This is a genomic window from Pseudomonas sp. FW215-R2, assembly GCF_058789255.1.
In genome coordinates this window covers 174,616-193,329 of the sequence record NZ_JBYTBO010000002.1, presented here as the reverse complement: position 1 = coordinate 193,329, position 18,714 = coordinate 174,616, and the positions used below count along the sequence as shown (strand labels likewise).

Genomic DNA, 18,714 nt, shown 5'->3' with positions numbered 1-18,714 from the left:
TCATTGCCCCGAGGCGCTCGGGTGAGGGAAAATGCCCTCCTTTTTTCCGTTTCAATCTATTCAAACCCAGGAGATCAGCGATGCCTAGCCGTCGTGAGCGTGCCAACGCCATTCGTGCCCTCAGCATGGATGCCGTGCAAAAAGCCAACAGCGGCCATCCCGGTGCCCCTATGGGTATGGCAGATATCGCCGAAGTGCTTTGGCGCGACTACCTCAAGCACAACCCGAGCAATCCATCGTTCGCTGACCGTGACCGCTTCGTGCTGTCCAACGGCCACGGCTCGATGTTGATCTACTCGCTGCTGCACCTGACCGGTTACGACCTGTCGATCGACGACCTGAAACAGTTCCGTCAATTGCACAGCCGCACCCCGGGCCACCCGGAATTCGGTTACACCCCGGGCGTTGAAACCACCACCGGCCCGCTGGGTCAGGGTCTGGCCAACGCCGTGGGCTTCGCTCTGGCTGAAAAGGTACTGGGCGCGCAGTTCAACCGTCCTGGCCACAACATCGTCGACCACCACACCTACGTGTTCCTGGGTGATGGCTGCATGATGGAAGGCATTTCCCACGAAGTCGCTTCCCTGGCCGGTACGCTGGGTCTGGGCAAGCTGATCGCCTTCTACGATGACAACGGCATCTCCATCGACGGCGAAGTCGAAGGCTGGTTCACCGACGACACGCCGAAGCGTTTCGAAGCCTACAACTGGCAGGTGATCCGCAACGTCGACGGTCACGATCCGGAAGAGATCAAGACTGCCATCGACACCGCTCGCAAGAGCCCGCTGCCGACCCTGATCTGCTGCAAGACCACCATCGGTTTCGGTTCGCCGAACAAGCAAGGCAAGGAAGACTGCCACGGCGCCCCGCTGGGTGACGCGGAAATCGCCCTGACCCGTCAGGCGCTGAACTGGAATCACGGCCCGTTCGAAATCCCGGCCGACATCTACGCCGAGTGGGATGCCAAGGAAAAGGGCCGCGCCGTCGAGTCCGAGTGGGACCAGCGTTTCGCTGCCTACTCCGCCGCGTTCCCGACCGAAGCCAACGAACTGATCCGTCGTCTGAGCGGCGAGCTGCCGGCTGATTTCTCCGAGAAGGCTTCGGCCTACATCGCTGAAGTCGCGGCCAAGGGCGAAACCATCGCCAGCCGTAAAGCCAGCCAGAATGCCCTGAACGCGTTCGGCCCTCTGCTGCCGGAAGTGCTGGGCGGTTCGGCTGACCTGGCCGGTTCCAACCTGACGCTGTGGAAAGGCTGCAAAGGCGTCAGCGCCGAAGACGCCAGCGGCAACTACATGTACTACGGCGTGCGCGAATTCGGCATGACCGCGATCATGAACGGCGTTGCCCTGCACGGCGGCCTGGTGCCTTACGGCGCGACCTTCCTGATGTTCATGGAATACGCCCGCAACGCGGTGCGCATGTCCGCACTGATGAAGCAGCGTGTGATCCACGTCTACACCCACGACTCCATCGGTCTGGGCGAAGACGGCCCGACGCACCAGCCGATCGAGCAACTGACCAGCCTGCGCAGCACGCCGAACCTCGACACCTGGCGTCCAGCCGATGCCGTTGAATCGGCAGTGGCCTGGAAAAACGCCCTGGAGCGCAAGGACGGCCCGTCGGCGCTGATCTTCTCGCGTCAGAACCTGCAGCACCAGACCCGTGATGCCGGCCAGATCGCCGACATCAGCCGTGGTGGTTACGTGCTGAAGGACTGCGCAGGCGAGCCTGAGCTGATCCTGATCGCCACCGGTTCGGAAGTCGGCCTGGCCGTTCAGGCCTTCGACAAACTGACCGAGCAGGGCCGCAAGGTGCGTGTTGTTTCGATGCCTTGCACCAGCCTGTTCGACGCTCAGGACGCCAGCTACAAGCAATCGGTCCTGCCGTTGCAGGTTGGTGCGCGTATCGCGATCGAAGCGGCTCACGCCGACTTCTGGTTCAAGTACGTGGGTCTGGAAGGTCGCGTGATCGGCATGACCACCTACGGCGAATCGGCTCCGGCTCCGGCCCTGTTCGAAGAGTTCGGCTTCACCCTGGAAAACATCCTGGGTCAGGCTGAAGAGCTGCTGGAAGACTAAGCAGTACGAATGCGGTGGCCCTGGCCACCGCGTTCCCCTGTAGGAGCTGCCGAAGGCTGCGTTCTTTTGATCTTAAAAACAGGATCAAAAGAACGCAGCCTTCGGCAGCTCCTGCATAGGGTTGTGTTGTTAGCGAATACTATCGAGAACCCCATGCCTCAACCGCGTCCCTACAAAGTTGCACTCAACGGCTACGGCCGGATTGGTCGTTGCGTCTTGCGTGCGTTGTTCGAGCGAGGCGAGAAGGCCGGGTTTGAAATTGTCGCGATCAACGATCTGGCCGACATGGCCAGCATCGAATACCTGACACGCTTCGACTCCACCCACGGCCGGTTTCCCGGTGAAGTGAAGGTCGACGGCGATTGTCTGCATATCAATGGCAACTGCGTGAAGGTCCTGCGCAGTGTCACCCCCGAAGGCATCGATTGGGCGTCGCTTGGCGTCGATCTGGTGCTCGAATGCTCCGGCGCCTACCACACCCGCGAAGACGGCCAGCGTTTCCTCGACGCCGGCGCGCCACGGGTGCTGTTCTCGCAGCCGATGGCCAGCGAGGCGGATGTCGACGCCACCATCGTCTACGGCGTCAATCAGGATTGCCTGACCGGTGACGAACTGCTGGTGTCCAACGCCTCCTGCACCACCAATTGCGGCGTGCCGCTGTTGCGTCTGCTGGATCAGGCGGTCGGCCTGGATTACGTGTCGATCACCACGATTCACTCGGCGATGAACGATCAGCCGGTGATCGACGCCTATCACCACGAAGACCTGCGCCGCACCCGTTCGGCGTTCCAGTCGGTGATCCCGGTGTCCACTGGTCTGGCGCGCGGTATCGAGCGTCTGCTGCCGGAACTTGCCGGGCGAATTCAGGCCAAAGCCGTACGCGTGCCGACGGTCAACGTGTCCTGCCTCGACATCACGATGCAGACCGCGAGCGACACCGACGCCGGCGAGGTCAACCGGATCCTGCGCGACGCCGCCACCAGCGGCCCGCTCAAAGGTCTGCTGGCCTACACCGAATTGCCTCACGCAAGTTGTGATTTCAACCATGACCCACATTCGGCCATCGTCGATGCCAGTCAGACCCGCGTTTCCGGCCCTCGGCTGGTGAACATCCTGGCCTGGTTCGACAACGAATGGGGTTTTGCCAACCGAATGCTGGATGTTGCAGAACACTATCTGCAAACAGCGACTTCAAAAAAACCGTAGGAAGTGCGACCCATGACCGTGTTGAAGATGTCCGACCTCGATCTGCAAGGTAAGCGCGTATTGATCCGCGAAGACCTCAACGTCCCAGTCAAGGACGGTGTTGTCACCAGCGATGCGCGTATCCTGGCTTCGCTGCCGACCATCAAGCTGGCCCTGGAAAAAGGCGCGGCCGTGATGGTCTGCTCGCACCTGGGTCGTCCGACCGAAGGCGAGTTCTCCGCCGAGAACAGCCTCAAGCCCGTCGCCGACTACCTGAGCAAGGCCCTGGGCCGCGAAGTGCCGCTGGTGGCCGATTACCTGGGCGGCGTTGACGTCAAGGCCGGCGACATCGTGCTGTTCGAAAACGTGCGCTTCAACAAGGGCGAGAAAAAGAACGCCGACGAACTGGCCCAGCAATACGCCGCCCTGTGCGACGTGTTCGTGATGGACGCTTTCGGCACCGCTCACCGCGCCGAAGGCTCGACCCACGGCGTTGCCAAGTTCGCCAAAGTCGCCGCTGCCGGCCCGCTGCTGGCCGCTGAACTCGACGCGCTGGGCAAAGCCCTGGGCGCGCCGGCCAAGCCAATGGCTGCCATCGTTGCCGGTTCCAAGGTCTCGACCAAACTCGATGTGCTGAACAGCCTGAGCCAGATCTGCGATCAACTGATCGTCGGCGGCGGCATCGCCAACACCTTCCTCGCCGCTGCCGGTCACCCGGTCGGCAAGTCGCTGTACGAGCCGGACCTGCTGGACACCGCTCGCGCCATCGCCGCCAAGGTCAGCGTGCCGCTGCCGGTTGATGTTGTGGTTGCCAAGGAATTCGCTGAAAGCGCCGAAGCGACCGTGAAACTGATCGCTGACGTGGCTGCCGACGACATGATCCTCGACATCGGCCCGCAAACTGCCGCCAACTTCGCCGAACTGCTGAAGTCGTCGAAAACCATCCTGTGGAACGGCCCGGTCGGCGTGTTCGAATTCGACCAGTTCGGCAACGGCACCAAAGTGCTGGCCCAGGCCATCGCCGACAGCGCTGCGTTCTCGATTGCCGGTGGTGGCGACACCCTGGCGGCCATCGATAAATATGGCGTGGCGGAAAAGATCTCCTACATTTCCACCGGCGGTGGCGCGTTCCTCGAATTCGTCGAAGGCAAGGTGCTGCCGGCCGTTGAAGTCCTGGAAAGCCGGGCCAAGGCCTGAGGCCGCCCGTTTGGCCAGGCAAAGGAGTGTTCAGATGGTCAAGTCGTTAGCGCTGTTGCTGCTGACCGGTACATTGGCAGCCTGCGGAAGTAACCCGAAGGCTGCGCCGGAGCCGGCACCCGGCGAGGCACAGAAAGGCTGCTACCAGGCCGACTGGCAGGCCGAAACCAACCCGGTGCTGAACAAGCGCTCGGGTCCGGAAGGCCTGGACAAATACGAGACGCAAACCCCGGCCAAGGAACATGGTTGTCCTTGACCGGTCTGACTCTTTAACTCAGGGCCGGTGGCGTGTGCTGCCGGTCGAGGAACACGGATGAAAGGCTTGATCGCCGTTGCGGCATTGGGATTGTTGGGTGGTTGCGCGCAGTGGAACCCGTTCCAGTCATCCGCCCCTGTGGATAACTGGACCACCTGGACCTGCGACAGCCAGGCCAAGGTGCTGTGGCGCTTCACCGATGCCGGCCAGAAGGCAGTCGATGTGCGGCTGGGTGGTGGCGATCAGGTCTATCGCCTGAAAGAAGAGCCGGGCGCCTCGGGCGCGCTGTACAGCGACGACATGCTGGCGTTTCACATCAAAGGTAATGAAGGCCTGGTCTACTGGGTCGCTACCAATGATTTGATCGGCCGGGGCTGCAAAGCCGAATAAAACAGAATTTGCTGCACCGAATCACCGGGCCGGGGCCGACCCCCGATCCGCAATCACTTGAATAGCCGCCGCCGCTCCGGCAGGCTGGCACGATTAACGACCCAAACCGGGAGAGACACACACAATGGCACTTATCAGCATGCGCCAGATGCTGGACCACGCAGCCGAATTCGGCTACGGCGTTCCAGCCTTCAACGTCAACAACCTTGAGCAGATGCGCGCCATCATGGAAGCCGCTGACAAGACTGACTCCCCGGTGATCGTTCAGGCTTCGGCCGGCGCTCGCAAATACGCCGGCGCGCCGTTCCTGCGTCACCTGATCCTGGCCGCGATCGAAGAGTTCCCGCATATCCCGGTGTGCATGCACCAGGACCACGGCACCAGCCCTGACGTCTGCCAGCGCTCGATCCAGCTGGGCTTCAGCTCGGTAATGATGGACGGCTCCCTCGGCGAAGACGGCAAGACGCCGACCGACTACGAATACAACGTCCGCGTCACCCAACAAACCGTGGCCATGGCTCACGCCTGCGGCGTTTCGGTTGAAGGCGAGCTGGGCTGCCTGGGTTCGCTGGAAACCGGCATGGCCGGTGAAGAAGACGGCATCGGCGCAGAAGGCGTTCTGGATCACAGCCAGATGCTGACCGACCCGGAAGAAGCCGCTGACTTCGTCAAGAAAACCCAAGTTGATGCCCTGGCCATCGCCATCGGCACCAGCCACGGCGCCTACAAGTTCACCAAGCCACCTACCGGTGACGTGCTGGCGATCGACCGCATCAAGGAAATCCACAAGCGCATCCCGAACACCCACCTGGTGATGCACGGTTCCTCGTCGGTTCCACAAGAGTGGCTGGCGATCATCAACCAGTACGGCGGCGACATCAAAGAAACCTACGGCGTACCGGTTGAAGAAATCGTCGAAGGCATCAAGCACGGCGTGCGCAAGGTCAACATCGACACCGACCTGCGCCTGGCATCCACCGGCGCCATGCGTCGCCTGATGGCCACCAACCCGAGCGAATTCGACCCGCGTAAATTCTTCGGCGAAACCGTCAAGGCAATGCGCGATGTATGTATCGCTCGTTACGAAGCTTTCGGTACTGCCGGCAACGCTTCGAAGATCAAGCCGATCTCGCTGGAAAGCATGTATCAGCGTTATCTGAAGGGTGAGTTGAACGCCAAGGTCAATTGAGACTGGGTGTTTAGCTGATTTCAAAGAAACCCGCCGTGAGGCGGGTTTTTTTTGCCTGGAGTTTTATCAAGCAGTCGACTGACGTAAGGCGCTTGAAATGTAACCCATAACGGACATAATCGATTCTATATTTTAAAAAGTACCATATGGGTGACATTTATGCTGCTCCCCAATCCCGCTGTTTTCGGTGAAAGAATTCGGCAATTGCGTCGGGCCAAAGGCTATAGCCAAGCGATATTGGCCCACAGAGCCAAATGCAGCCGCAAAACCATCATTGACCTTGAGGCCGGCGAGAATGTCGCGCTCTACACCGCGTTCAGGGTGTTGTCAGCGCTGGGCATGGCACTGGAAATTGTCGATAACCGCATTGATCTCAAATCCTTGGCCGATCTGGTAGAGCACGATGAGTAAAGTCAAAAGGCTCAACGTCACCACTCCGCAAGGCTTCTCCGGCGAGTTGTCCAGGGGATCGCAGTTTTCCTTCGCTTATGAAACCGCAGATGCAACAAGGGAAGTCTCTCTGGTCATGCCCTATGATCCGACGCCCTCGGTGAGCAACGTGCTGCATCCGATCTTCGATATGAATGTGCCTGAAGGGTTTCTGGCGGATCAGATCAAGCGCCGGATGGCCAAGCACATGCAAGTCGATGAGATGCGCCTGTTATCGGTCATCGGCGGGAACCAGATCGGACGCCTCACCTACCAGAATCCGATAGAAACTCCGGTATCCGTGCGTGCGCAAGTCGGATTGCAGGAGATCCTGTCGGCCGATGTATCTCAGGGCGTTTTCGACTTTCTCGTCGACACCTACTTCGAGTCTGGTATTTCAGGTGTACAGCCCAAGGTGCTGGTTCCGGACCTGGACAAGCTCACCGGCAATCGAAAAACCATGCTCAGCTCCGATCTGATCGTCAAATCAGGCGCGGATGAGTACGCACATCTGGCTCAGAACGAATTTCTCTGCCTGGAAGCGGCTCGTCTCGCAGGGTTGGAAACACCGCCGTTCTGGCTGTCCGAAAACGGCGATTTGTTTGTGATGGAGCGTTTTGACCTGACCGAGGCCGGTCGCCTCGGGTTCGAAGACATGGCGGTTCTGTTGGGACTCAACAAGGATCCCCATGACAACTACAAGTATTCGCAGAGCTACGAAACACTAGCGGCCGTGATTGGCCAGGTCTGTCGGCATGGTGATTCGCTTCGAGAGTTGGAGCGCTTTTTTTCTTCGGTCTGCCTTTCGGTGATGGTTCGAAACGGAGATGCGCATCTGAAAAACTTCGGCGTGATTTATACCCATCCAGAAGCTTTGGAAACCGTGCAATTGGCTCCCGTTTTCGATGTCACCACCACAACGGTCTACGAAAACTACAATCCTAAATCCGGCCGTTCATTGGTTGATCGCACGTTAGCCATCAAGATGAACAAGGTGAAAACCTACCCGGATCGCCAGCAACTGATCGAGTTCGGTCGCAAGCATTGCTCAGTTGAAAAGCCAGCCTTGATCATCGAGCGTATTGCCGAGGCGATGACTCAAGCGTTGGCGAATCATCAGGCGCGAGTGAGCGGCGAGTTGTTTGCGGATATGCAGCGGGAATGGGATGCGGGGCGGGTAGTGGCGCTGAATGACTCCGTCGGCTCAGGAATGAAGCGAAAGCCAGTCGGCACGACGCGTATTTGATACCTGTCGTCTGAGTTAAAACTAAAGTAAAGCGGGGGGCAGATTAATCTAATCGAACAGCAGATAAATAAATCTGTCCCTTTTTATTACTCTTTTTATTGTCCGGAGAGCTTGAGGCCGTTCGCGTCGTACTGAGTGCCGAGTGGGTCGCCGTACGAGTTTTTTGGTTCCAAGCGCTGACCGGTAGCATCCGACTCAACTTTGGACACGAATCTCAGGTCCAGTGCCCCATCATTGTTTTGGATATCGTTGTCGTTGATTTGCATCCACAAATCTTCGCCGCCCAGAAAATAACTGTTGCGTTCCAGTGATTCCACGCTGCCGTTGTTACCGATACTGATCAACGCCTGGCCGCATTTGGCATTGGGGCCGGAGTAGGGGAAACTTCTGTCGCCTTCGACTTTGATGATGTAGTAGTTCCCGGTATTACCCTGACCGTTACTGTTGCAGGAGCGAGCCGTGCGTTCGCTGGTATTGAAGCACCACATGCCGTCAGCAAATAGGCGCCCTTCCGAGGGAGTTCGGCCGACGTTTTGCCAGCCCTGATTTGCGTAAAGTTTGCTGTTCATTTTCATTCTCCTGTCATCATTCGGAAAAATATCAGTTTGTTGTTTTGCAAATTTTTTAATGTCCCGTAGGTGGATTTAGATTCCTGTATATATAAGCATCTTTCAGAGTTGACAGATGCTTATATGTTTTTTTGCGATCGGCAGATAAATAAATCTGTCCACTCTTAGTTGTCATCTGGATGTGAGCCTATGGTTTGTGTTTATAAGGTTTTCAGCAACTGTAAGATCTGACAGTTTTTTATGTTTTTTTGGTATTTATGTAATTCTATTTAGTTACCAACGTACGCTTGTTTTTTTAATTATTGATTGCGCTTGATGGCTGGAGCTTTTCGTTTTGTGAGCAATTGGGCCCAATTGCGTTTTTGCTGGTAAAACCCGCCAGTGGCGGGTTTTGTTGTAGATGAGTTGCTCCGGCCAGTCGCCGATTACACTTATGGCTCGACGTGATCCAGCGCCTGATTCACCGCGAGTTCTCCAAGCATCACCAACTGCGCAATGCCTATCGCGGTTTTGCGGTCGGTGGGAGGGAGAGTCGCGGCGAAGTTGTTGAGCATTTCGCTGGCGGAGCCGAGGGTTTCGCTGGCGTTGGCCAGCAGGGACTCGGTGTTGTAGGCGGGGTTGGCGAAGTACATGCGGTCGGGTTCGTTGACCGTGGCCATGATGCGGGCGCCGGGGGAGAGGTAGTGGTCGAGGGCGCGTTCGGCGGCTTCGTTGAGTTTTTTGGGGTCGAGGGAATCGTAGGGGGAGGCCAGATCGGTGTCTGGCGGGTTTGGCGTAGCTTTGAACATATGCTGAAAACTCCTGTAAGGAGCTGCTTGTCCTTCCCTACTAAAAGAAGGGTGGCAGCTGTGCGCAGGTTAGTAGACCGGGGAGTATTCAGCATTGACCGGCGCGCCGAAGCGCCCTGCGCACAGCCACCATCACAGTCAGACTGGAATGTCTGATGGACAGCGCGTTGCACGTAGCTGAAAAACACCACGGGCTACTAAACCCGATCACTGCGAATCAGTGACCCGAATCAAGTTACCGATGGCCCTCCAGGCGCACAAGCCGGCGGATTCTGGCGTACCGGTAGGCAGCGACGCAAGCCGTTGTAGGCTTCGGGACGTTTCGCAGACAGCCCTTAAACAGCAGCCTTAAACGGTAGGTCGGCTGCTATTTATCGTGATCGATATCCAGCTTGCTGAACGTGACCTGCCCACCCTCGCTGGTGTACCCGGTGTTGTCCTGCACATATACGCCCGCCTTGAAATACAGCGGCTTGTTGCGCCACGTCGCGCTGATCTGCGAGTCCCACTGATACCCGGCCGCACTCACGCCCAGCGCGCCACCTGGACTCAGGTGAATCAGGTAATTGAACTCGCGATCCAGTTTGATCCCGGTCGCCAAGGTAATCACCCGGCCTTCGTCATCATCCGGGTGCATCCGCACTTTGATCACCAGGTTGCCGGACTCAAGTTTGGTCTTGTACTGATACTCAAGCTTCACCAGCGGTTTCTGACTTTCATAGGCGTGAATCTGGCCGATGACGATCTTGCCGGAACTGGGCACTTTATTGACCGAGAGGGTCGCGCGCAGCAGGTTGTCGGCGTCCGGGTAATACCAGTTGCGCAGGGTGCCGTTGCTGTAGGTTTCGCGCAGTTCGGTGCGTGGGTAGATGGCGTTTTCGGTTTTCGAGCCGGTCACCGGGGACCAGAAGAACAGGGTGCCGGTGTCGGAATGGAAGTACTGATCCTTGAAGCCGTTCACCAGTTTGGAGGTTTCGACGGTGTAGGGCGGGCTGCCAACGGGAACGCTGAGGTTCCAGGTTGCGAGGTCGATCATGTCGGTTCTTCCACTCTATTTTTCCTGCACGCGCGTGCCAGAAGCTCTAGCTCGCGGTTCTTGGGGGCGGCCTTTATAAGCGTAGAGGGATTTTTTGTTAACGGCCGTCTGGCGGATGATTGGCGTCAACATCCTGTCGAAATGCCATCTTTCCCGGTTTTCGGGGGCTGCAGCGATGACCGTTAGTCGGCTTCTTACCGGTTTGGTTAAATGATGGCCTGATGACAGCTACTGCTTTTTCGGATCCAGGACTAGAGTGAAGGCTCAGTAACTGTACGGTTTTCACGAGAAACCGGCCGCGTCCCGATTGGATGTCCCGACAAGAGAAGCAGCATGGAATGCGCGCAACCCACGCCAGGTGAAGGCAGCTCAGTCCTTTTGATCGTTGATGACTACCCTGAAAATCTGATCAGCATGCGCGCGTTGCTGCAGCGCCAGGACTGGCAGGTGATGACCGCTGCTTCCGGTTTCGAAGCCCTCAGCCTGTTGCTTGAACACGACATCGACCTGGTGCTGCTGGATGTGCAGATGCCGGGCATGGACGGTTTCGAAGTTGCGCGGCTGATGCGCGGCAGTCAGCGCACGCGCCTGACCCCCATCATCTTCCTCACCGCCAACGAGCAGTCCCAGGACGCCGTGATCAAGGGCTACGCCAGCGGTGCGGTGGATTACCTGTTCAAACCCTTCGATCCACAGATTCTCAAACCGAAAGTCCAGGCGTTGCTGGAGCACCAGCGCAATCGCCGGGCGTTGCAGCGCTTGAGTCAGGATCTGGAGTCGGCGCGGGCCTTCAATGCGTCGGTGCTGGATAACGCGGCCGAAGGGATTTTGGTGCTGGCCGAGGATGGTCTGATTCGCTTCGCCAACCCGGCGATTTCGCGGTTGCTCAATGCGCCGGTGAAGGAACTGGAAGGTCAGGAGTTTCTCGATTACCTGCAGAAACCGCACATTCCGCTGTGGGCCGATTCCGAGTTTTATGCCAGTTACAAACGTGGCGAGACGCTGCGATTACACGATGCGTTGCTGCGTACCGCGCCGGGTCAGCAGGTGCCAGTGGCACTCTCCTGCGCGCCGTTGCCGAGCGAGCAACACGCGATGGTGGTGACGGTGCTGGACATGTCGGTGGTCCGCCATCTGCATCAGCAGCTGGAGTTCCAAGCCGTCACCGATCCGTTGACCGGGCTGCTCAATCGCCGGGGTTTCTACCAGACTGTGGAAAACCTGCTGCTGCGCGGCGAGCGCACGGACAGCAGTTGGGTGCTGATGTACCTCGATCTCGACGGCTTCAAACGGGTCAATGATTCCCTTGGCCACGATGCCGGCGACCGGGTGCTGCGCTGGGTTTCCGAACAATTGAAGGCATGTTTGCGACCGTTCGACATTCTGGCGCGGATGGGCGGTGACGAGTTCACTGCGCTGCTGGATCTGGAATTCCCCGAACAGGCAGCGAAGATCGCCGAGAAGCTCATCGAACGGGTGTCGATCTGTCAGCAGATCGAAGGCATGGATATCGCCCTCGGCGCCAGCATCGGCATTGCCACGTATCCGGATTGCGGCAACAACCTCGATGGTTTGATGCGTGCTTCGGACATCGCGATGTACGAAGCCAAGCGCGCCGGACGTCAGCAATATCGCTTCTACGATCACGAAATGAACGGCCGCGCGCGCTCGCGACTGATGCTGGAAGAGAGCGTGCGCAACGCCATCGAGAACCGTGATTTCAATCTGGTGTATCAGCCGCAGGTGGCGATTGGTGACGGCAAGATTCGCGGTTTCGAGGCGTTGCTGCGCTGGCAGCATCCGAGCGTCGGCGACGTGCCGCCGGGGTTGTTCCTGCCGCTGCTGGAGGAAGCGACGCTGATCAGCCGACTCGGCAGCTGGATCTATCATCGCGGCGCCGGGCAGCGTAAGGCCTGGGAGTCCGAGTTTTCCAAGGATCTGGTGCTCGGCGTGAGCCTGAGCAATACCCAGTTCGGGCTGCCGAATCTGGTGACCGAATTGCGTCAGGTGCTGGAGCGCCATGGTTTGCAGCCGCATCAGATGGAAGTGGAAGTCACCGAGGAAGCGCTGACGGTCAATCCCGATGAAACGCGCAAACAGCTGCGGTTGCTGCGCAATCTCGGGGTACGAGTGGCGCTGGATGATTTCGGTTCCGGGTCCTGTTCGCTGTCGCATCTGCGCGACCTGGAGCTGGATACGCTCAAGCTCGATCGCCACCTGATCGCCCGATTGCCGGACTCATCGCGGGACGCCTCGCTGGTGCGCAGCGTCATCGAACTGTGCAAGGAATACGGCTTGCTGGTGATTGCCGAAGGCGTGGAAACCGTCGAGCAATACCAATGGCTGCAAGCCCATGGTTGCGAGTACGTGCAAGGGTTCCTGGTGGCGCGGCCGTTGGTCGCCGAGGACGCGACGCGCTTTGCCGAGCCGTTCGACTGGAGCGCGTTGGCCAGTTGAATTCGTTACACTGGCGGCCTTTTCATGACCCGTGCCGCCCCATGACTGCGTTGAAATACCTCCAGGCCTATCCCGCGCAATTGCAGGATCAGGTGCGCCAATTGATTGCCGAAGATCGCCTCGGTGATTACCTGAGCCAACGCTATCCGGGCCGCCACGATGTGCAGAGCGACAAGGCGTTGTACGGCTACGCGTTGGACTTGAAACAGGAATACCTGCGTAACGCCCCGGCCATCGACAAGGTCTTGTTCGACAACCGTCTAGACCTGACTCACCGCGCCCTCGGTCTGCACACCACGGTCTCTCGGGTGCAGGGCGGCAAGCTCAAGGCCAAGAAAGAGATTCGCATCGCCTCGCTGTTCAAGGAGGCCGCGCCGGAGTTTCTGAAGATGATCGTGGTGCACGAGCTGGCGCACTTCAAGGAATCGGATCACAACAAGGCGTTCTACAAATTGTGTGATCACATGCTGCCGGGCTATCACCAGATCGAGTTCGACCTGCGGGTCTATCTGACCTGGCGAGACATGCAATAAAAAATCAAACAGCGGAGTGCATGCATGGACGTGAGCAAGACCAAGAGCAGTTTCTACCGGCGCTTGTACGTGGCGTACCTGATCGACAGCGGCCTGGCCAGCAGCGTGCCGGCGCTGACCGAAGTCACCGGCATGCCCCGGCGCACGGCGCAGGACACCATCGCGGCGCTGGCGGATCTGGATATCGTCTGCGAATTCGAACAGGAAGAGGGCGCGCGCAATCATGCGGGGCGCTATCGGATTCGCGAGTGGGGGGCGATTGATCGGGGGTGGATCGAGCGGAATTTGCGGCAGATCAAGGCTGTTCTCGAGTATCCCTGACCAATGCAGTTCCTTCGCGGGCAAGCCCGCGAAGGGGGAATCTCAAGACCTGCGCATGCCAATGTGTGGAATGTCATCCTCCAGATATTCCTCACCCGCCACCACAAACCCGTACCGCCCGTAATACCCCTGCAAATGCGCCTGGGCCGACAGATAGATCGGCACCTCGGGCCAGCGCTTCTCGGCCTGTTTCAGCGCCTGCTCCATCATTTCATGCCCCAGCCCTTTGCCACGTCCGGCCGGTGCCGTCAGTACGCGGCCGATCACCACGTCGCCACCCTGGGATTCCGGGTCCAGCAGGCGCAGGTACGCCACCAGTTGATCACCGTCCCAGCCCATCAGGTGGCAGGTATCGCCATCCAGATCCTGACCGTCCGGGTCCAGGTAGGCGCAGCGCTGTTCGACCACGAACACTTCCGAGCGCAATTTCAAAATGGCGTACAGCTGCTCCAGTCCCAGATCGCTGTGATGTTTGCAGACCCACTCGATTGTCATCTTCCGATTCCTTGAACAACGTCGCCCGATACTAAGCGCACCGTCGAAATATGTCTGTATGGCGCAATAATCTGTGACGAAGGCCAAAATGCCATCATTCCTTTCTCGCGCCGCCGACTTCTTTGTGTAATCTGCAGAGAAGCGCTGTGCAACGGCTTCAATGAGCTAATGTTAGGGCCTGGGATTCGCCGGTACGGGGCCTTGGGGTTTTGACTGAAAACACGCCGGGCGGCCCGCCCGCTAAGGATTTTCAAGCATGCCGCGATTGCATCGAGCTATTGCTTTGATCGGATTGCTGTTGCTGGGTCAAAGCGCTGCAGCGGAGAAATTGCGTCTGGTCTTCGACGTCTGGCCGCCGTTTACCGATGACACGCTGGTCAACGGTGGGCTGGCCACGGACATTGTCAGCACGGCCCTGGCCCGGGCCGGCTATGCCAGCGATTACGAACAGGTGCCGTGGGCGCGGGCGCTGCTCGGGGTTGGCGAGGGGCGTTACGACGTGCTGGTCAACGCCTGGTACAACGACGAGCGTACGAAACTGGGGCAGTTTTCCGACGAATACCTGCTCAACCGTGTGCGTTTTCTCAAGCGCAAAGACACGCCCATCGAATACAACAACTTGCAGGAACTGCACACCTATCCGATTGCGGTGGTGCGCGGCTACGCCTATTCCGCACCGTTCGATGCCGACACGGCGTTGCAGAAAGTCCCTGTGCATAACTTCGCGATGGCCGTGCGCATGCTGGCAGCGGATCGGGTCAAGCTGACCCTGGAAGACGAATTCGTCGCCCGCTATTACCTGGCCCGTGAATCACCGAAAGTGCGCAACGCCGTGGAGTTCCTGCCCAAGCCGCTGAGCGAGAACAGTCTGCACATTCTGGTCAGCCTGAAAAACCCGGAGCACGAACAGATCGTGGCCGGGTTCGACAAGGCGATTGCGGCGATGAAGGCCGACGGCAGCTATGACAAGTTGCTCAGGCAGCATGGCATGTGAGGCGGCTCAAGCCTCGCCGGTGTCCTTGATCAAGTGCGCCGCCAGCGTCCGCAAAGGGCCGAGCTGGCGGCAGATCAGTGCCAGTTGCGTTTGCACCAGTCGCTGGCCTTCGTCGATCTCGTCCGCCATCTGCTCAAGCTCATTGGCCAGCGCCTCTTCCTCATCGCTCTGAATCGCAATCGGCTGTTTGCTCGCCAGGCCCTGGGCGATCTCGTCGATGCTGGTGGCCAGTTTCACCCCGGCGCCATCGATCAGATGCTCACGGACCTCGGCCGGCAGCTGGGTTTCCCGGTGTGCGCCGAGGCCTGACAGATAGCTGAGCAACGTGTGCGACAGCACCAGGAAACGGAAGCCAACGTCGGCTTCCTTCCGGAAATGCCCCGGCTCCATCAGCATGTTTGCCAGCGTGGTCGACAGCGCCGCGTCGGCGTTGTGCGCGTTGCGACGGGCCAGGCGGTAAGCGAGGTCGTCGCTCTTGCCGGCGGCGTATTGCTGCATGATCTGGCGCAGGTAGATGCTGTTGCAGGTCAGGGTGTTGGCCAGCACTTTGTTCAGGCGCCGACCCTGCCAGTCCGGCAGGAACAGGATCACCGTCAGGCCTGCGATCAGGCTGCCGAGCAAGGTATCGAACAGGCGCGGCACAAACAGCCCGTAACCGTCACCGACCTGGTTGAAGCAGAACAGCACCATGATCGTGATCGCGGCGGTCGCCACGGTGTAGCGGGTGGTGCGGTTGGTAAAGAACACCACACCGGCGGCGATGGCGAAGCACGACTGCACCAGCGGGCTCGGGAACAGATCGAACAGCGCCCAGGCGATGGTCAGGCCGATGGCGGTGCCGAGAATCCGCTGGCCGAGTTTGCGTCGGGTGGCACCGTAGTTCGGCTGGCAGACGAACAGCGTGGTGAGGATGATCCAGTAGCCTTGCGACGGGTGAATCAGATGCACCATGCCGTAACCGATGCTCAACGCCAGCGGCAGGCGCAGGGCGTGGCGGAACAGCAATGACGTCGGTGTCAGTTGGGTGCGCAGACGTACCAATACGTCTTTGAAGTTACGCGGCGAGCGGTCGAGCAGGCTGCTGTCGGTGGCATCGGCCAAGGCATCAGGGTTGCTCGCGTCGCTGAGCAGACGGTCGAGGGTGCCGAGGTTGGCCGCCAGTGCCCGCAGCGAGCGCAACAGTCCACGCCAGGCCGGGTTGCTCTGGATGCGCAGGTGTTCGAGGGAGGCGTGGAGGTCACTCAGGGCTTCGGCGAATGTCGCGTCGTAGATGAACGGCTGGCGCATCTGGATCGATTCGGCCAGCGCCCGGCACGCCTTGCCTTGCTGGCGCAGCAGACGCTGGCAGCGGAACAGCACGTCGCTGTGGAAAAACGCTTCGGCCAGCGCGTTGTAGGGATAGTGCGAAGAACTGGCGCGTTCGTGAATGTCCTGGGCAAGGAAGTACAGCTTCAGGTAACGGCTGACTTTCGAGCCGGGGCGACCGTTGCCGACCCGGTGCAGGATGATTTCCTTGGCGCTGTTCAGTGCCGCAACGACGCGGCCGTTTTGTTGAGCCAGTTCCAGCCGCCGCGCTTCGACGTCCATCTGACGGATCGGCTCGAACAGCGAGGATTTCAGCTTCAGGTAATAACCCAGTTCACGGAACAGCCGCGCCAGACTCTGCTGCACCGGCTGGTTGGAAAACATCGCCTGCCACAGCACCGACAGCAAGCCGTACCACGCGGCGCCGGCCACCAGCAGCATCGGCTCGTGCCAGAAATCCGTGACCGCGCCACCACGCTGGTCGACGCCGATCATGGTGTAGACGGAAAGAATCAGGGTCGCCGAAGCGATCGCGCCATATCGCTCACCGAGCGCCCCGAGCATGGTCAGGCCGAAACTGGCCAGTGCCAGAGCGATGACGAACACGATGGGGTAGGGGAACAGCAATTCCACCGACAGCGCCGCAACGCTGAAACACACCAGCGTCACCGCCAGTGCGTTGAGGCGGCCCTGCCAACTGTCGTCGGTCTCGGCCAGGGCGCTGGCGATGATCCCGAGGAACAGCGGGATCAGCAGCCCCATTTCATCCTGATACCAGCACAGCGCCATGCTGCCGGTCAGGGCGATGAACACCCGCACGCTGTAGCTGAATTTATCCAGCGCCCACAGGCGCCGCAAAGACTGACGAAACGAGGTCGAGGACATGAAGTGCGAGGGCCTTCCGAGGCGATGCCGCTAAATTGAGCCAGTAATGACGCCGACGCAATGGCGCCGATCACATCTGACAGCAAAAAGTGTTCCGCCCGGCCTTCGAATCAGACGTATTGCGCCGCCGCGTAACCCGATGCCCAGGCCCACTGGAAGTTGAATCCGCCCAGATGCCCGGTGACATCCAGCACTTCGCCAACAAAATAGAGGCCCGGGCTTTTCAGCGATTCCATGGTCTTGGACGAGACTTCGCGGGTGTCGACGCCACCGAGGGTGACTTCGGCGGTGCGGTAGCCTTCGGTGCCGGCCGGGACGACTTTCCAGCTGCCGAGCTTCTCGGCGATGTCCGCGAGTTCGGCGTGGGTGTACTGCTTCATCGGTTTGGAGACGAACCAGTTGTCCGCCAGCAGGTTGGCCATCTTCTTGGTGAAGATTTCACCGAGCAGGGTTTTCAGTTCGCTGTTCGGGCGTTCGGCGGTTTGCTGTTGCAGCCAGCTCGCCGCGTCGTGATCGGGCAGCAGGTTGATCTCGACCGTGTCGCCCGGCTCCCAGAAGGAGGAAATCTGCAGAATCGCCGGGCCGCTGAGGCCGCGGTGAGTGAACAGGATGTTCTCGCGAAAGCTCTGGTCGTTGCAGCTGACCAGGCAATCCACCGAGGTGCCGGATAGTTCGGTGCACAGATCCTTGAGTTGATCGGTGATGGTGAACGGCACCAGACCGGCGCGGGTCGGCAGCAGGTCGTGGCCGAATTGCTTGGCGACCTGATAACCGAAACCGGTGGCACCCAACGTCGGGATCGACAGGCCGCCGGTGGCGATCACCAGCGACTGGCACTGGATCTGCCCGAGGGTGGTGTCGAGCAGGTAACCGCCCTCGACTTTCTCGATGGTCTGGATCGAGGTGTCCAGGTGCAGGTTGACGCCGACCTGATCGCACTCGTCCAGCAGCATGCCGAGGATGTCGCTGGATTTGTTATCGCAGAACAACTGGCCGAGCTTTTTCTCGTGATACGGCACGCCGTGTTTGGCGACCATGCCGATGAAATCCCACTGGGTGTAGCGGGCCAGCGCGGATTTGCAGAAGTGCGAATTCTGCGAAAGGAAATTGCTCGGCTCGGTGTACATGTTGGTGAAGTTGCAGCGCCCACCGCCGGACATCAGGATTTTCTTGCCGGCCTTGTTCGCGTGGTCGAGCAGCAGCACCTGACGCCCGCGCCCGGCGGCGGTCAGTGCACACATCAACCCTGCGGCGCCAGCGCCAATGATCACGACTTCGGTAGAGCGCAAAACGGTGTCCTCACACAATGATCGTTCCCACGCTCTGCGTGGGAATGCCGCCATGGACGCTCTGCGTCCGCT

18 protein-coding genes are annotated in these 18,714 nt (G+C 59.3%); 12 read left to right on the top strand and 6 right to left on the bottom strand.

Annotation, left to right across the window (positions count from 1 at the left end):
- Positions 1-80: 80 nt before the first annotated feature.
- The 8 genes from tkt (at position 81) to AC3WRD_RS03325 (ending at position 7,970) form a co-directional block, all read left to right on the top strand.
- Positions 81-2,078 carry a transketolase gene (gene tkt, locus AC3WRD_RS03360; RefSeq protein WP_102619723.1) on the top strand — a complete coding sequence of 666 codons (1,998 nt, stop codon included), beginning with the start codon at positions 81-83 and terminating at the stop codon, positions 2,076-2,078.
- Between the two features lie 153 nt (positions 2,079-2,231).
- Complete coding sequence (gene epd / locus AC3WRD_RS03355; protein ID WP_102619724.1) at positions 2,232-3,284, top strand: erythrose-4-phosphate dehydrogenase; 1,053 nt, start codon at positions 2,232-2,234, stop codon at positions 3,282-3,284.
- A 12-nt stretch (positions 3,285-3,296) separates the two neighbouring features.
- A complete protein-coding gene (locus tag AC3WRD_RS03350) occupies positions 3,297-4,460 on the top strand; it encodes a phosphoglycerate kinase (protein ID WP_102619725.1) in 1,164 nt (387 codons plus the stop codon).
- A 34-nt stretch (positions 4,461-4,494) separates the two neighbouring features.
- A complete protein-coding gene (locus AC3WRD_RS03345; RefSeq protein ID WP_085688661.1) occupies positions 4,495-4,716 on the top strand; it encodes a hypothetical protein in 222 nt (73 codons plus the stop codon).
- A 57-nt stretch (positions 4,717-4,773) separates the two neighbouring features.
- Positions 4,774-5,106, top strand: coding sequence for an MliC family protein (locus tag AC3WRD_RS03340; protein ID WP_096817719.1), 333 nt, complete (start codon positions 4,774-4,776; stop codon positions 5,104-5,106).
- Positions 5,107-5,230: 124 nt separating this feature from the next.
- Positions 5,231-6,295, top strand: coding sequence for a class II fructose-bisphosphate aldolase (gene fba / locus AC3WRD_RS03335; RefSeq protein ID WP_007959708.1), 1,065 nt, complete (start codon positions 5,231-5,233; stop codon positions 6,293-6,295).
- A gap of 159 nt (positions 6,296-6,454) precedes the next feature.
- Entirely contained in the window at positions 6,455-6,706 is a 252-nt protein-coding gene (locus tag AC3WRD_RS03330; RefSeq protein ID WP_102619726.1) for a helix-turn-helix transcriptional regulator, read from the top strand.
- Entirely contained in the window at positions 6,699-7,970 is a 1,272-nt protein-coding gene (locus tag AC3WRD_RS03325) for a type II toxin-antitoxin system HipA family toxin (RefSeq protein WP_102619727.1), read from the top strand. The genes AC3WRD_RS03330 and AC3WRD_RS03325 overlap by 8 nt, the downstream gene beginning before the upstream one ends.
- Positions 7,971-8,065: 95 nt before the next feature.
- On the opposite strand, the gene AC3WRD_RS03320 is transcribed toward AC3WRD_RS03325, so the two are convergent.
- The 3 genes from AC3WRD_RS03320 to AC3WRD_RS03310 form a co-directional block, all read right to left on the bottom strand.
- Entirely contained in the window at positions 8,066-8,539 is a 474-nt protein-coding gene (locus tag AC3WRD_RS03320; RefSeq protein ID WP_102619728.1) for a hypothetical protein, read from the bottom strand.
- A gap of 431 nt (positions 8,540-8,970) precedes the next feature.
- Positions 8,971-9,327: a DUF6124 family protein gene (locus AC3WRD_RS03315; RefSeq protein ID WP_102619729.1), complete on the bottom strand. Its 357-nt coding sequence runs from the start codon at positions 9,325-9,327 to the stop codon at positions 8,971-8,973.
- A 367-nt stretch (positions 9,328-9,694) separates the two neighbouring features.
- The gene (locus AC3WRD_RS03310) at positions 9,695-10,363 is read right to left on the bottom strand and encodes a polysaccharide lyase family 7 protein (RefSeq protein WP_102619730.1); all 669 of its coding nucleotides are present in this window, start codon (positions 10,361-10,363) and stop codon (positions 9,695-9,697) included.
- A 333-nt stretch (positions 10,364-10,696) separates the two neighbouring features.
- Here AC3WRD_RS03310 and AC3WRD_RS03305 point away from each other — a divergent pair, with 333 nt between their 5' ends.
- The 3 genes from AC3WRD_RS03305 to AC3WRD_RS03295 are packed head-to-tail and all read left to right on the top strand — an operon-like array spanning position 10,697 to position 13,674.
- Positions 10,697-12,820 carry a putative bifunctional diguanylate cyclase/phosphodiesterase gene (locus AC3WRD_RS03305; protein WP_102619731.1) on the top strand — a complete coding sequence of 708 codons (2,124 nt, stop codon included), beginning with the start codon at positions 10,697-10,699 and terminating at the stop codon, positions 12,818-12,820.
- Between the two features lie 41 nt (positions 12,821-12,861).
- A complete protein-coding gene (locus tag AC3WRD_RS03300; protein ID WP_096817726.1) occupies positions 12,862-13,353 on the top strand; it encodes a YgjP-like metallopeptidase domain-containing protein in 492 nt (163 codons plus the stop codon).
- A gap of 24 nt (positions 13,354-13,377) precedes the next feature.
- Entirely contained in the window at positions 13,378-13,674 is a 297-nt protein-coding gene (locus AC3WRD_RS03295; protein WP_007894945.1) for a winged helix-turn-helix domain-containing protein, read from the top strand.
- Positions 13,675-13,716: 42 nt separating this feature from the next.
- On the opposite strand, the gene AC3WRD_RS03290 is transcribed toward AC3WRD_RS03295, so the two are convergent.
- Complete coding sequence (locus tag AC3WRD_RS03290; protein WP_011336314.1) at positions 13,717-14,169, bottom strand: GNAT family N-acetyltransferase; 453 nt, start codon at positions 14,167-14,169, stop codon at positions 13,717-13,719.
- A gap of 256 nt (positions 14,170-14,425) precedes the next feature.
- Between AC3WRD_RS03290 and AC3WRD_RS03285 the strand changes: the two genes are divergently transcribed.
- Positions 14,426-15,163 (top strand): substrate-binding periplasmic protein, encoded by a 738-nt coding sequence (locus AC3WRD_RS03285; RefSeq protein ID WP_102619732.1) that lies wholly within the window; start codon positions 14,426-14,428, stop codon positions 15,161-15,163.
- Between the two features lie 6 nt (positions 15,164-15,169).
- Here AC3WRD_RS03285 and yccS read toward each other — a convergent pair whose 3' ends face one another.
- Together yccS and AC3WRD_RS03275 are read right to left on the bottom strand one after the other, a co-directional pair.
- Complete coding sequence (gene yccS / locus AC3WRD_RS03280; RefSeq protein ID WP_102619733.1) at positions 15,170-17,353, bottom strand: YccS family putative transporter; 2,184 nt, start codon at positions 17,351-17,353, stop codon at positions 15,170-15,172.
- A 110-nt stretch (positions 17,354-17,463) separates the two neighbouring features.
- Positions 17,464-18,642 (bottom strand): BaiN/RdsA family NAD(P)/FAD-dependent oxidoreductase, encoded by a 1,179-nt coding sequence (locus tag AC3WRD_RS03275; protein WP_102619734.1) that lies wholly within the window; start codon positions 18,640-18,642, stop codon positions 17,464-17,466.
- Positions 18,643-18,714 lie beyond the last annotated feature (72 nt).

Coding starts and splice junctions, on each gene's coding strand:
- AC3WRD_RS03325 (WP_102619727.1), top strand. CDS start 6,699: ATGAGTAAAGTCAAAAGGCTCAACGTCACCACTCCGCAAGGCTTCTCC.
- epd (WP_102619724.1), top strand. CDS start 2,232: ATGCCTCAACCGCGTCCCTACAAAGTTGCACTCAACGGCTACGGCCGG.
- tkt (WP_102619723.1), top strand. CDS start 81: ATGCCTAGCCGTCGTGAGCGTGCCAACGCCATTCGTGCCCTCAGCATG.
- AC3WRD_RS03295 (WP_007894945.1), top strand. CDS start 13,378: ATGGACGTGAGCAAGACCAAGAGCAGTTTCTACCGGCGCTTGTACGTG.
- AC3WRD_RS03305 (WP_102619731.1), top strand. CDS start 10,697: ATGGAATGCGCGCAACCCACGCCAGGTGAAGGCAGCTCAGTCCTTTTG.
- AC3WRD_RS03290 (WP_011336314.1), bottom strand. CDS start 14,169: ATGACAATCGAGTGGGTCTGCAAACATCACAGCGATCTGGGACTGGAG.
- fba (WP_007959708.1), top strand. CDS start 5,231: ATGGCACTTATCAGCATGCGCCAGATGCTGGACCACGCAGCCGAATTC.
- AC3WRD_RS03330 (WP_102619726.1), top strand. CDS start 6,455: ATGCTGCTCCCCAATCCCGCTGTTTTCGGTGAAAGAATTCGGCAATTG.
- AC3WRD_RS03345 (WP_085688661.1), top strand. CDS start 4,495: ATGGTCAAGTCGTTAGCGCTGTTGCTGCTGACCGGTACATTGGCAGCC.
- AC3WRD_RS03340 (WP_096817719.1), top strand. CDS start 4,774: ATGAAAGGCTTGATCGCCGTTGCGGCATTGGGATTGTTGGGTGGTTGC.
- AC3WRD_RS03300 (WP_096817726.1), top strand. CDS start 12,862: ATGACTGCGTTGAAATACCTCCAGGCCTATCCCGCGCAATTGCAGGAT.
- AC3WRD_RS03320 (WP_102619728.1), bottom strand. CDS start 8,539: ATGAACAGCAAACTTTACGCAAATCAGGGCTGGCAAAACGTCGGCCGA.
- yccS (WP_102619733.1), bottom strand. CDS start 17,353: ATGTCCTCGACCTCGTTTCGTCAGTCTTTGCGGCGCCTGTGGGCGCTG.
- AC3WRD_RS03350 (WP_102619725.1), top strand. CDS start 3,297: ATGACCGTGTTGAAGATGTCCGACCTCGATCTGCAAGGTAAGCGCGTA.
- AC3WRD_RS03310 (WP_102619730.1), bottom strand. CDS start 10,363: ATGATCGACCTCGCAACCTGGAACCTCAGCGTTCCCGTTGGCAGCCCG.
- AC3WRD_RS03315 (WP_102619729.1), bottom strand. CDS start 9,327: ATGTTCAAAGCTACGCCAAACCCGCCAGACACCGATCTGGCCTCCCCC.
- AC3WRD_RS03285 (WP_102619732.1), top strand. CDS start 14,426: ATGCCGCGATTGCATCGAGCTATTGCTTTGATCGGATTGCTGTTGCTG.